Raw genomic sequence first — 14,065 nt, forward strand, 5'->3', positions numbered from 1 at the left:
CCTAACTTTATTTAGTTGAATTATAACTTGTATATACAAGTATGTAAAGGCTTACAATTAATATTATATAAATAATGTAGTATGATTGTGTAAAGGAGGTTTTTCATATGTCTTTTTTAACAAATGAATATATCGATCATGACAGCGTTGCACTCGATTTTGCAAAAGGAGATTCTATCATTTTCACAAACCATCACCACGAAAAAATATTTGAATCAGCAAGTTTAATTAAATTGCCTATTATGATTTATATTTATGAAAGTACAACTCAAGAAGATAGAAAAGCACTCGTTCAAATCAACCATAAAGTTGGCGGCAGTGGCGTTCTAAAAAATATGAATATCGATCAACTGAGCGTTCAAGATTTAATCTACTTAATGATTGTTGTTTCAGACAATACGGCAACCAATACATTAATTGATCATTTCGGACTTCAACATATCAACTTATTTATTCAAGAAACTTTGCAATGTGAACAAACACAGTTAAATCGTTATATGATGGATGCAGAAGCTATAAGTGAAGGGAAACAGAATACAACATCTTCTCAAGATATGATTCATATACTACGCTTTATTGCAGAACATAAACATCATCAAGACATGATGAACATCATGAATGACCAACATTTAAACGATAAAGTTTCAATCTATCGATCTTTTTACGAAGATACGCTTAATTTTTACACTAAGACAGGTGAGTACGACAACGTTGTCAATGATGTAGGTATTATCCAACATGAAGACGCGTTATATTATTATTGTTTCTTATCCAACACAAATAAACCCAAAAAGGCGATTGATTTCTCTCACCAATTTGGGTCATATATTATCCAATCTATATTAGATATTTGATAATCGTGCAGCTTTAGCTAATATCTTTTGATAATAACTACCTGATAACTTAATGATTTCGATACTTTTCGGTGTATGCGGCGCATGAATCATCATGTCTTCTCCCATATATATGCCAACATGTGATAGAAAGCCTTTATCTTCCGGTTTACTGAAGAACAGTAAATCACCTGGCAAAAAGTCATGTGATGCTATCGAAACATCCGTCATTGCTTCATATTGTTCATCAGCATCTCGGGGGATGTGGAAGTTTTGACTTTTGTACATTTGGAAACATAATCCCGAACAATCATAGCCATAACTAGACATCCCTCCCCATAAATAAGGTAAGTCTAAAAAGTGCTTCGCATTTTCAATGACACCTGCCATTGTACCAATTTCGAATGCGCCAGATTCATCACTGAATTCTACATCATTCGCACTAATGAGCCCTTTGCCTTCAGGTGTGTCAACTTCAATAAAAGGCTCATCTTTCTTAATAATAGGTAAAATCGTATTAAATGACAGAATTTGTTTCGTTGTAAAATCTAAATTAAACAATGTCGTCTTAGGTACATTAACACGAAGGCGTGGATGTGTATCGTACGCCTTCATCTCACCTAATTGACTCGTAGGAATAAATCCTGGATATCCCTTTGGATTCTGTTTAGACGGTTGTTCTAAACAGATAACGTAACTCCAACCATCTTGTTCTTCTACGACTTCTACTTTTTCGCCATAAAGAATTTGCGTATCTATTCTACTATCTTCCGTAAAAGATAATTTCTGTTCTAAACTAAGTTCAAGTAACCAACGTTGAATATCTGCTGGATACATGATACCGTCTCTATCAATTTCTCTAGCTTTATCAAAGCTTCTCCATATTGTCCCGACATTTACTCTGCAATATTTAATCATGAGCTCACCTTCTTATATAAAGATTCACGATCTATTCCTAACCCTGTACCTTCTGAAACGGTTACTTTAGCACCTTCATAAGTAATACCACCTTCAACTTGTCGCTCAACTACCATTAAAGGCGCATCAAAATCAACACGGTTCACTTGTTCTGCTGCTAAACTAAAATGCAAAGCTGCCGTTACAGATACATGTGTTTCCATCATACATCCAACCATGCAAGGTATCGCTTCACCTTTAGCAATATCATGTATTTTTAAAGCTTGATGAATACCACCAGTCTTCATCAGTTTAATATTCCATATATTTGTTGCACCAACTTCTACAAGTCTCTGTGCATCATGTATACTAAATAATCCTTCATCTACCATTAAAGGTATTTGAAATTCTTGAGATAACTCACCTAGTACCTTATACTCATATCTTCCAACAGGTTGTTCAATACTCTCAATATTCAAATCTGCTTCATCAAAATGTTTCAATGCATGACGTGCACCTTTTTCATCCCATGCTTGGTTTGCATCCGCACTTAAAATAACCTCACTCGGTAAAGTAGAACGTAATGCTTGTAATCTATTTAAATCTGTAGAGACATCGTCTTTACCCACTTTTATCTTCAAATGGTTAAAGCCATCTTCTACATATCGCAAACCATCTTCTACCATTTCGTCAGCATCATTTAAACTCACGGTATAACAAGTTTCTAACGATTTATTTCCCGGGTTATGCTTGATATATTGATATAAAGGCAATTCTGCTTCTTGAGCTAATAAGTCATAAAGCGCGATATCTATAGCAGATTTAGCACTTGTATTACCTACGATGACTTGATGAATTTCATCTAGTAAGTCTTTCGTTAATGGTCGGTTAATTAATAGTGGCTTAAAGACTTCTTCAATCGCAGCTTCTATACCACCTTTTGTATCACCCGTAATAACATATGTAGGTACAGCTTCACCAACACCTATAACATCTTCATAATTCGTTTCAATAAATACATATATACTTTCAATCACTTCTACTGTTCTCAGTGCTGTTTTGAAAGGTTTCTTCAAAGGCGTTTCATATCTATAGTATTTTATATCTGTTATAAACATATAACTTCCCCTTTATTCTATAATTACACCTGACGCTATATTTAATACTTTATTGTCCACATCTAATGTAGCTTCTGTTCCAAACGGTATCGCAAAATGCGGCGTGCAATGTCCAATATTCAAATCATATACTGCCGGTTTATTTAATGGCGTTATAAAATCATCTAACACTTCTTTCATCGTTAAAGATTTCTTTGGATTTTTAGGCTCGCTATCTGTGAATGGCCCGAAAATAAATCCAGAAGCATCATTTAACTTGCCAGCAGATTTGAGTTGTTGTAAAAATCCGTCTACCTTATAAGGCACTTCACCAATATCTTCTATAAATAAAATTTTGCCCTTAGTATCGATTTCATATGGTGTTCCTAAACTTGAAACAAGTAAAGATAAACAACCACCAACAACTTCTCCTTCAACGCGGCCACCAACCAACGATTTAAACGTTAATTGATCTGTAGGATAAGACACAGCTTCACCATTAAATAACTGCTCAAAGCTTTCAATAGAAATCTCATTATAAGTATCTCCTATATCTGATGCGATCATAGGACCTTGAAATGTTACCAACCCCGTTTGTTGTCTAATAGCATTGTGTAAGCATGTAATATCACTATATCCCCATATAATTTTAGGATGTGCTTTTACAAGATTATAATCAATACGTTCTACAATTCTAGGTGTACCATAACCACCGCAAGCACATATTATGCCTTTCACTTCATCATCTTCTAACATGTCATGCAAACTATCTAATCGTTCATCATCCGTTCCCGCTAAATGACCATGAACGCGGTCTATATTTTTCGCTAGTTTAAACCGAATACCATATCTCTCTTCTAAAAGTTTCAACCCGTTCTTTAAATGCGTTTGGTTCGGCGGACTCGCTAATGCTACAACACCCACCACATCTCCTCTATTTAATCCCTTTGCTTTCATTAAGACACGACCTTTTATCAGAATATTCTTATATTATAACAAAGTTGTTATCCTTTTGTGAAAACAAAAGAAATTGTCATAATCGCATGACGATATGAGGTTGGACATATGCACGAGTTAGGTTGGAGTTAGGTTGGAGTTAGGTCCGAGTAACTGTCATTATTCGGAATTCTGGTAATTAGAATGCTGTATCTTCTATTATTTCGAATTCTGGTAATTAGATAGGCGCTCATTTACGGACATTTCTCAGAATTCTGTCCCTAACAACGCCTCTTACGGACACTTCTCCGAATTCTGTCCCTAACGTCACCCCTTAGAGACACTTTTCCGAATTATGTCCCTAACAACGCCCCCTATATTTCCACCTACTATATTTTCACCGCAATATTCCACCTTGCAACTTAATCTCCACTCCGCTCCCAAATATACATCCAACCATTATATTTTTTCACAACAAAAAGCACTGTCCACAAAAGTGGACAGTGCTCTTTATATATATAGTCTTGGATATTTAAAAATAATGGCGGAGGAAGAGGGATTCGAACCCCCGCGAGCCGTTAAGCCCCTGTCGGTTTTCAAGACCGATCCCTTCAGCCGGACTTGGGTATTCCTCCAAATAAGACATTATTTATCTTATAACATGCCATTACTGATGTCAACAAAAATCACAAAAATTAAATTGTAATTTTTTTCTTTAAGGATTCATCTACAGCTTTTGCAACTGCACGCCCTTCTTTTATTGCCCAAACAACTAAACTTTGACCTTTTCTTGCATCTCCAGCTACAAATACTTTATCTTGATTTGTTCTGAAGTCTTTTTCATTTGCTATGATTTTGTTTCGTTCTGTCTTTAAGTTGAATGAATGTGGCACTAAATGTTCTGTACCTTCAAAACCAATTGATAATAGGACTAAATCTGCTGGCCAATGACGTTCTGTACCTTCTACAATGACCATTCCGTCTTCAGTTTCTTCTAACACTTGCGTATATAAACCGCGAATATTACCATTTTCATCAACATCATAACGCATTGTTTGAATACCATATGCTCTTGGTTCAAATCCGAACTTTTCACGATATTCTTTATGCGCATAGTCTAACTTGAAAATTGGCATTGGTAATGGCCATGATGTATTTTGTTCCATTTTATCTGTTAGTCTTACATATTTATTAAATTGAACGACTGATTTACAGTCATCTCTTAATGCTGTTGCTACGCAGTCAGCACCTGTATCACCCGCACCGATTACAATCACATTTTTACCTTTTGCTGTTATAGTTGGTTCGTCAATTTCTCCCATTTGTAATTGCGTTTGCTCTGTTAAATATTCCATCGCAAAATGTATACCGAAGCTCATACGTCCTTCTAATGGTAGGTCACGCCCTTTTTGTGAGCCTGTACAAACAATAATTGCATCATACTGTTCATCTAGTTCCTCTTTCGTGATGTCTTTCCCCACATTAACATCTGTTTTAAAGACGATACCCGCTTCTTCCATTAATTTCACTCGACGTTCGATAACTTCTTTATCTAATTTCATACTTGGTATGCCGTACATAAGCAAACCACCTGGACGATGGTTACGCTCATATACAGTCACATTATAGCCAAGTAAATTTAATTCTTCTGCAGCTGTTAAGCCTGCTGGACCACTACCGATAATGGCTACTTTTTCTTCTAAGCGATGTTCTGGAAACTTAGGTTTCACAAGTCCCATATCATACGCTTCATCTATAATTGTACGTTCTATACCTTTGATAGCGACTGAATCATTATTAATCGCTAAGACACATGAAGATTCACATGGTGCAGGACATACACGACCTGTAAATTCAGGAAAGTTATTCGTTTCTGATAATCTTGCATATGCTTCTTCATAATCTTTGCGATACACTAAGTCATTCCATTCTGGTATATAGTTACCTATTGGACAACCTATTGTATCTCTACCGAATGATGAGCCTGTTTGACAAAATGGTGTTCCGCAATCCATACAACGCGCACCTTGTGTAGCTGCGTCTTCTTTAGTAAAACGTTGTTGGAATGCGTCATATCCTTTAATTCTATCTTTTAACGGCAACTCATCAAGTTGTTGCTTAGGATACTTCATAAAACCTTTAAATTCACCCATAATATGCCCTCCTTCTTAATATACCGAAGCCAGTTCTTCTTCATCACCAATAGATTTTCGATCATCAAAGAATGCATTTAACAGTGCATCTTCTTCGTTTTCTAATTTGTGTAGTGAAATCTTCTGCATCATGAGTTTGTAGTCTTTCGGAATCACTTTAACCACTTTGTCGACAATTGTGTCAAATGACGTTAGCACTGCTTTTGCTTTTTTACTATTTGTATATCGAACATGTTCTTCTAACATGTGTCTTAAATTCGCAATTTCATCTGGATCTTTTAATGTTTCAAACTCTAAAGTGTCAAGTTCATTATCTTTTTTGAATGCTTCAACATCTGTTGGCAATGCGTAACATACACCACCACTCATACCTTGACCGAAGTTACGCCCTACATCACCTAAAATGACGACACGTCCACCAGTCATGTATTCTAAACCGTGGTCGCCGACACCTTCAACAACGACGTTAACGCCACTATTTCTTACACAGAAACGTTCCCCAGCTCTACCGTTAATATAAGATGTTCCACTTGTCGCACCGTAGAAACAAACGTTACCGACGATGATATTGTCTTCTCTATCTTCGTTAGGTGCATTTAAGATCAATTTACCTCCAGATAAACCTTTACCAAAGTAATCGTTAGCGTCACCAGTATGATGTAACGTCATACCATTAGGCGTGAATGCACCATAACTTTGTCCAGCATGTTTAAACGTCTTAACACTTATTGTATCTTCTGGTAAACCAGGTTCACCATGCACTTCTGTAATATAACTACCTGTAATAACACCAACATCTCTTTCAGTATTTCGAACGTTATAACTACCAACAAATTTTTCACCATGATCAATTGATGCTTTTGCATCTTCATATAATTTCGTTAAGTCGAATCCAACATCAAGGTGATGATTTTGATTCATAGAGCGGTATCTTTCACCTTCATTTACAAATAAAAGTGCCTCTAAATCAAGTTCTCTCGCTTTAGGGTGAGAGTAATATCTGTTTGATACTGATAACAAGTCCGTTCTACCTACAAGTTCGTCCATTGTTTTTAAGCCTAATGAAGCTAGAATTTCTCTTATTTCCTCGGCAATAAAATACATGAAGTTTACGATGTGATCTGCTTTACCTGTATATAATTTTCGTAAGTCGCCATTTTGAGTCGCAATACCAACTGGGCATGTATCTTTATGGCATACTCTCATCATAATACAGCCAAGCACGACTAAAGGTGCTGTCGCAAATGCAAACTCTTCTGCACCTAACGCACAAGCGAGTGCAACGTCACGACCAGTCATTAATTTACCATCTGTTTCTAACGTTACACGTGAACGAAGACCGTTTAACATAAGCGTTTGATGTGTTTCAGATAAACCAATCTCCCACGGTAACCCAGCATGTTGAATACTCGTCTTAGGTGATGCACCTGTACCGCCGTCATATCCACTGATGACAATCTTGTCGGCAAAAGCTTTAGCAACACCTGCTGCAATTGTACCTACACCAGATTTAGAAACGAGCTTAACACTGATGTCTGCTTTTCTATTTGCATTTTTTAAGTCATGAATCAATTGTGCTAAGTCCTCAATAGAATATATATCATGGTGAGGTGGTGGTGAAATTAATCCGACACCCGGTGTTGAACCACGTACTTCAGCTACCCAAGGATAAACTTTTGTACCAGGTAATTGTCCACCTTCACCTGGTTTAGCACCTTGTGCGACTTTAATTTGAATTTCTTTAGCGTGTTGTAAGTAATCGCTCGTTACACCAAAGCGACCTGATGCGACTTGTTTAATAGCACTCATATAATTTGTGCCATCCGGCTTAATAATAAAGCGTTCTGGATTTTCTCCACCTTCACCACTATTACTACGTCCACCAATTCTATTCATCGCTTCTGCTAAAGTTTGATGCGCTTCTTGAGAAATAGAACCGAAGCTCATCGCACCTGTCTTAAAGCGTTTCACAATTTGGTCAGCAGATTCTACGTCTTTTAAATCAATTGCGCGATTTGATTTAAAATCAAGTAAGTTTCTTAAGTGACTCATACGTTCACTATCTGCAGCTTCAGAATACTCTTTAAACATTTCAAAATTATTATCTCTACATGCATGTTGTAATAAATGAATTGTTTTAGGATTGAATGCATGATATTCACCTTGTTGACGCCATTGGAAAGTACTACCTGAATTTAAATATTTAATCTGTTCAGACTGTCTCGCTTTATTCTCTTTATCAATCGTATCAATTGATATACCAGAAAGTTTAGACGGTGTACCTGTAAAGTATTGATCGATAACATCTTTACCTAATCCAATTGCTTCAAAGATTTGTGCACCTTGATAACTTTGAACAGTTGAAATACCCATTTTAGCCATTACTTTAATCACACCAGCTGATAACGTTTGACTAAACGTATCAATATTCTGTTCAACTGTACCTTCAAGACGTCCCGCAGCAGTTAAATCTTCAATCGTATAATGTGCTAAGTATGGCACAACAGCATTGGCACCATAACCTATTAATGTAGCTAAATGATGTACTTCACGACACTCACCAGAATAAGCCACAATACTTGTATCTAAACGTTGACCCGTTCTAATCAAGTGTTGATGAATGTGACTAACCGCTAATAATATCGGCATTGCAAACGTCGCTTCTAAATCTTCAACAGACTCATCTTCTAAGACAATAATCTCAGCACCATTTTTAACAGTTTTCGATACAGTTTGTCCTAAGTCATCTAACGCTTCTTTAAGTGAACCTGTGTAAGTCGTCGGAATCACCGCAACATTAAATTCACTATCTTGAATTTGCTCAAGTTGCGCTTTCGATAATACTGGATGATTTAACTGAATTCTTCTCGTGTTATCTTGATGCGGTTGTAACAAGTTACCTTCTTTACCTAAGTAAACCAATTCACTTGTAACGATTTTCTCTCTATATGAGTCAATTGGTGGATTCGTTACTTGAGCAAAATGTTGTTTAAAGTAATTAAACAACGATTCTGGTCTCGTACTTAACACGGCAACTGGCGTATCAAAGCCCATTGCACCAATTGGATCTTTCTTTTCACTCACGAGTTCTGACATATATTTATTAATTTCTTCTTTTGTATATCCGAAACGACGTTGTAATTGGAATATTTTTTCTTCTTCAACATGTGATGGTGTCGCCACTGTATCATTTACATTTAACGGTTTATGACTTACCCACTCATCATAAGGATATTCACTTGCGATACGTTGTTTTAATTCATCATTTTCGATAACTTTATTCTCTTTAAAATCCACTAATAAAAGTTTACCTGGGTTGAGTTGCCCTTTATAAACAACATGTTCTTCTTCAACGTCAATAACGCCTACTTCTGAAGAAAATATAATTTCATTTGAATCTGTAATTGTGTAACGACCAGGTCTTAAACCATTACGGTCTGTTAATGCGCCAAGTTTATCTCCATCACAGAAACTAATCATTGTCGGACCGTCCCACGGTTCCATTAAATAACTGTAATATTCATAGAAAGCTCTAATTTTAGGATCTTGTGTTTCGTTATATAACCACGGTTCAGGAATCAATAGCATTGCAGCTTGTTCTGGAGGAATACTTAAACTTAAGAACTCGAGTGCATTATCAACGATTGATGAGTCACTTCCTGATTCATCTAGCACTGTTCCAATCTTATCTTTCACATCACCAAAGATTGTTTCAATTAATCTATCTTGTCTTGCACGCATCCAGTTAACATTACCTTTAATCGTATTAATTTCACCATTATGCATTAATAATCTATTTGGATGTGCTCTTTTCCAACTTGGAAATGTATTCGTACTAAATCTCGAATGTACAGAACCAAATTTAGAAACATAATCCTCATCTAACAAATCAATATATAAACCTTTAATTTGGTCAGAACGCAACCAACCTTTATATACGATTGTGCGTCTAGATAAACTTGCAAAGTATAAATCTAAATCTTGTTCATCGCCATATCTTTCAATTTGTTTACGTGCAATGAATAACGAACGATCAAAGTGTTCACTTGAATGATTTTCAACAAACACTTGTTGAATACAAGGCATTGTCGCTTCGACATGTTCTGCCAATACTGACGTATCTAATGGAACATCTCTGTATCCAATAACTTTTAACCCTTCTTCTTCAAAGTACGCATTAAACTTCTTTTCATGTTCACTGCCAGCTATTTTTCCATCAGTGAAGAACATACCTACTGCGTAATGTTCTTCTTCAGGTAAATTTAATTTTAATTTTTGTTTAAAATAGAGGTGAGGGACTTCTGTCATAATACCAGCGCCATCACCAGTAATTCCGTCAGCTCCAACTCCACCTCTATGATCTAATCTACAAAGCATTTCAATTGATTTTAGTACAATTTCATGTGACCTTTTGTTGTCCATATTGGCGTAAAAGCCAATCCCGCAAGCATCATGCTCGTCCATCGAATCATATAGGCCAAGTTGTCTTCTATCTTTCTTAAATGACATTCGACATCACCTCAACAATAAATTTCAGAATCTTCAATAATTGATAGTCTATATCATACTTTACAAGGACTTATCTTAACAATATATAAAATAGATGAAATATATCTAAAAATTAGATAATATAAATAATGAGGTGTTGAATATGGAGATAAAACAATTAATTTATTTTAGAGAAGTTGCTTTGAGAGAGCATATTTCAGAGGCTGGGCTCGAACTAGAGATCGCCCAATCTGCGGTCAGTAGACAAATCGCGAATTTAGAAAAAGAATTAAACACGACGTTATTTTTAAGAGAAGGCAGAAATGTAAAATTAACAGACAGTGGCGAACTGTTACTTACACAGACAAATAGAATTTTAAATTTAATAGAAGAGACGAAAGATTTATTTATACACCAAGAACATTCAGATAGACGTTCTATTAAACTCGCTTATACAGAAAGTTATGTATCACAAGCTTTACCGGCTATTATTAAGACTTACGAGCGAGATTTCAAAATAGAAGTTAGACCTATGATGATGACACCATTAGAAATCGAAGAAGGTTTATTATCTCATCAAATAGATGTCGCGTTATGCGAACTCACACCGAAACTAACAAACAATAAACATACTATTAAACATACACTATTCGAAGAAACATATAATTTATACGTACACAACAACAACGATTTATCAATGAACCCTAAACCGCCTTTATCACAATTGAGCCAACAATACATTTACCATTTCAACACATTACCTGATCAAATATCACATTTAATACGTAAACATGCATCACAGAAGACTTACCCGATTTCAAACTTTGCATTATTACGACAAACTTTACTATCTGAAAAAGGCGTACTCATCGTGCCTGATTATTTAAGTAATGGTATTGAAAATGAACAACTTACAAAAATCCCGTTAACACATACCGAACTTAAGAGAACCATTAACATCGTTTATCAAGACAATAACCAAAATAGTAAATTGAAGACTTTTATTGAACACACACGCTCATTATTACAAAGACAAGCAACGTATCATTAAGGAGGATATTTTCAAAATGGATTTTATCAATAGAACGACTGAAGAAATTGCTGCTGACTTACTTGGCATCAAAATCATTCATGAAACAGACGATATCGTATATACAGGTTATATCGTTGAAACTGAAGCTTATATTGGTAAACACGATCAAGCTGCCCATTCATTCAATGGTAGAAATACTAAAAGCGTGAAATCTTTGTACTGTGAGGGTGGAACGATTTATGCACACTCCATGCACAAACAATTACTGATTAACTTTGTTACACAAGTTGAAGGTGAACCTCAAGGTGTCTTAATTAGATCGATAGAACCTGAACACGGCATTGAGCAAATGGCATTGAACCGTAACGGCAAATCAGGTATAGAATTAACAAATGGACCTGGTAAATTCACGCAAGCAATGCAAATATCTAAAACATTAGACGGCACTAAACTTAATGCTAATTGCTTAAAAATTGATACAACAAATAGAAGATATCCTAAACAAATTGAGCGTTCAGCAAGAATCGGCATCCCAAATAAAGGTATTTGGACAGACAAACCTTTACGTTTCACAGTAGCAGGACATCCGTATGTCTCAAAAGCTAGAAAACGCGATTCACTACCTTGTGCTGAAACATGGAAATAATTGAAGTACACCACTTATGTACGTATACTATAGTATGTTCAAATCAAAGAAAAATGATGGTGGCAAAACATGAATTCAAAAATCAAACAACAATTAACGAAACCATTTAATGTTGCGATACTCATATTTATTGTATGCGTTGTAATAACCTATATATTCACCCAACATAATGCGCAATATTACAAAACACCGATTGGTCAAATTACGGATATTACACACCAATCTTCACAAACAACGGTTGACCAAAATAAAAATAAAGATACGTTACATAAAGAACAAATCCATTTAGAGATTCAGAATGGCCAGCATAAAGGAGACCGCATTACAGTTTCTCATAAATACACGGATTCTTTAACGGACTCTGAGAAATACCATGTAAACGACCAAGTCCTCTTATCCTATAAAGGTAAAGAAGACACTGCTATTATAAAAGGTTTAAAACGAGATGGTGCTGTCACGTTAATGACTGGTTTGTTCTTATTAACTTTACTTATCGTCGGTAGAAAATCAGGACTATATTCCATTATTTCACTCATTATTAATGTCACAGTTCTACTATTAATGATTGATTATTTCATGAAACATAATAATCATCACTTCTTTATATTAATGACGGCAACAGTTATATTCTCAACAATCGTGTCCTTACTGCTCGTTAGTGGCTTTAAGCGGAGAACTTTTGTTGCGATAATTTCAACTTTGTTTGGTACATTTTTAAGTATTGGTATCGCTCAACTCGTCATGATGTTTACGAATGGTGACGGCGTTAAATATGAAACGATGAGTTTCTTAACGATTCAGCCGACACAAATATTTCTTGCGTCTGTGCTAATAGGTTCGCTTGGTGCCGTTATGGATGTTGCAATTACGTTAACAAGTTCCTTATATGAGATTAAGGCACAACACCCCGAAATTTCATTGAAACAATTGCGTCAATCTGGCACAAACATTGGTAAAGATATTATGGGCACAATGACGAACATCTTATTCTTTGCTTATTTATCTGGTAGCATTCCGATGATTATTCTTTACTTTAAAAATAGCAATACAATCACGTACACCTTATCCATGAATTGGTCATTAGAAATTACAAGAGCACTCATGGGTGGCATTGGCATTGTGATTACGATTCCTATCACAATATTTGTTGCAATGATGTTCATGCAACGAGAGGAGGCTAAATAATGACGACATTTATTTTAGCCAGTATATTACTCATTCTTATGATCATCGTTGGTGGAAAGAAAGGATTTAGATCGTTCGTAACGTTATTTTTAAACTTGCTGACGTTGTTTATTGCGCTATTACTCATCATTTATAAAGCGCCTATATTCATCGTATTAATCATCTTCTGTTTAATTATTACGTGTATTAACTTGTTCTATATTAATGCATATAATACTAAGACAGTTGCTGCCTTTTTCGCGACCATTATATCTACGCTTATCTTAATAGGATTAATCTATTTCATTGTAGATATTTCAATGTTGCAAGGATTCACTGAAGAAGAACAAGATGAAACGTATATATTTTCAATGAATGTAGGCATACACTATGCCGAACTCATGGTATTTACAGTCGTATTAGCCGTAATCGCAGCAGTGATTGATTTAACAATATCCATTAGTTCTCCAATGTACGAACTATATGAAGCACATCCAAAAATATCATTGCAACAACTTTTCAAGTCTGGCTTAACAATAGGAAGAGACATCCTATCAACAACAACCAATACAATTTATTTCGCCTATATAGGCGGACAAATTACGTTATTTTTCTGGTTTGGTAAATTAAATTACACCTTTGGTGAAATAATCAATGCCAAAATATTTGCAGCTGAAATCATAACCATATTATTAGGTGGCATCGCTGTAAGTATCGCCATCCCAATCACTTCATTTATCACAGTGAGATTAATAAAGAAACAACAACATAAAATATAGAAGAAAGCACCTTTTGACTCGGTCAAAAGGTGCTTTTGT

Annotated in this window: 10 protein-coding genes and 1 tRNA gene; 5 read left to right on the forward strand and 6 right to left on the reverse strand. The window is 35.5% G+C overall.

The window, feature by feature from the left end; all coding sequences use genetic code 11:
- The first annotated feature begins 107 nt into the window (after window positions 1-107).
- Window positions 108-854, forward strand: a complete 747-nt coding sequence (locus MHH94_RS13840) for a serine hydrolase (RefSeq protein WP_267749143.1) — start codon at window positions 108-110, stop codon at window positions 852-854.
- On the opposite strand, the gene MHH94_RS13845 is transcribed toward MHH94_RS13840, so the two are convergent.
- The 6 genes from MHH94_RS13845 to gltB form a co-directional block, all read right to left on the reverse strand.
- Window positions 843-1,751, reverse strand: a complete 909-nt coding sequence (locus MHH94_RS13845; RefSeq protein WP_267749142.1) for a C40 family peptidase — start codon at window positions 1,749-1,751, stop codon at window positions 843-845. The two genes, MHH94_RS13840 and MHH94_RS13845, sit on opposite strands and share 12 nt — an antisense overlap.
- The gene (locus MHH94_RS13850; RefSeq protein ID WP_340841477.1) at window positions 1,748-2,848 is read right to left on the reverse strand and encodes a dipeptide epimerase; all 1,101 of its coding nucleotides are present in this window, start codon (window positions 2,846-2,848) and stop codon (window positions 1,748-1,750) included. The genes MHH94_RS13845 and MHH94_RS13850 overlap by 4 nt, the downstream gene beginning before the upstream one ends.
- A 12-nt stretch (window positions 2,849-2,860) precedes the next feature.
- The gene (locus tag MHH94_RS13855) at window positions 2,861-3,784 is read right to left on the reverse strand and encodes a S66 peptidase family protein (RefSeq protein ID WP_267749023.1); all 924 of its coding nucleotides are present in this window, start codon (window positions 3,782-3,784) and stop codon (window positions 2,861-2,863) included.
- A gap of 521 nt (window positions 3,785-4,305) precedes the next feature.
- Window positions 4,306-4,398: transfer RNA gene (locus tag MHH94_RS13860), tRNA-Ser, on the reverse strand.
- Between the two features lie 60 nt (window positions 4,399-4,458).
- Complete coding sequence (locus MHH94_RS13865; RefSeq protein WP_058590782.1) at window positions 4,459-5,916, reverse strand: glutamate synthase subunit beta; 1,458 nt, start codon at window positions 5,914-5,916, stop codon at window positions 4,459-4,461.
- 15 nt (window positions 5,917-5,931) lie between these two features.
- A complete protein-coding gene (gltB, locus tag MHH94_RS13870) occupies window positions 5,932-10,425 on the reverse strand; it encodes a glutamate synthase large subunit (RefSeq protein WP_340841480.1) in 4,494 nt (1,497 codons plus the stop codon).
- Window positions 10,426-10,567: 142 nt separating this feature from the next.
- Here gltB and gltC point away from each other — a divergent pair, with 142 nt between their 5' ends.
- From gltC to MHH94_RS13890, 4 genes are all read left to right on the forward strand, one after another.
- Window positions 10,568-11,455: a glutamate biosynthesis transcriptional regulator GltC gene (gltC, locus tag MHH94_RS13875; RefSeq protein WP_267748907.1), complete on the forward strand. Its 888-nt coding sequence runs from the start codon at window positions 10,568-10,570 to the stop codon at window positions 11,453-11,455.
- Between the two features lie 16 nt (window positions 11,456-11,471).
- A complete protein-coding gene (locus tag MHH94_RS13880) occupies window positions 11,472-12,083 on the forward strand; it encodes a DNA-3-methyladenine glycosylase (RefSeq protein WP_078354883.1) in 612 nt (203 codons plus the stop codon).
- Window positions 12,084-12,152: 69 nt separating this feature from the next.
- Window positions 12,153-13,268, forward strand: coding sequence for a YibE/F family protein (locus MHH94_RS13885; RefSeq protein WP_058590778.1), 1,116 nt, complete (start codon window positions 12,153-12,155; stop codon window positions 13,266-13,268).
- Window positions 13,268-14,026, forward strand: coding sequence for a YibE/F family protein (locus MHH94_RS13890; RefSeq protein WP_084756623.1), 759 nt, complete (start codon window positions 13,268-13,270; stop codon window positions 14,024-14,026). Before MHH94_RS13885 ends, MHH94_RS13890 begins: the two co-directional genes overlap by 1 nt.
- Window positions 14,027-14,065 lie beyond the last annotated feature (39 nt).

The organism is Mammaliicoccus sp. FSL K6-3158 (assembly GCF_038005105.1).
In the GTDB taxonomy this organism is placed as follows: Bacteria; Bacillota; Bacilli; order Staphylococcales; family Staphylococcaceae; genus Mammaliicoccus; species Mammaliicoccus sciuri.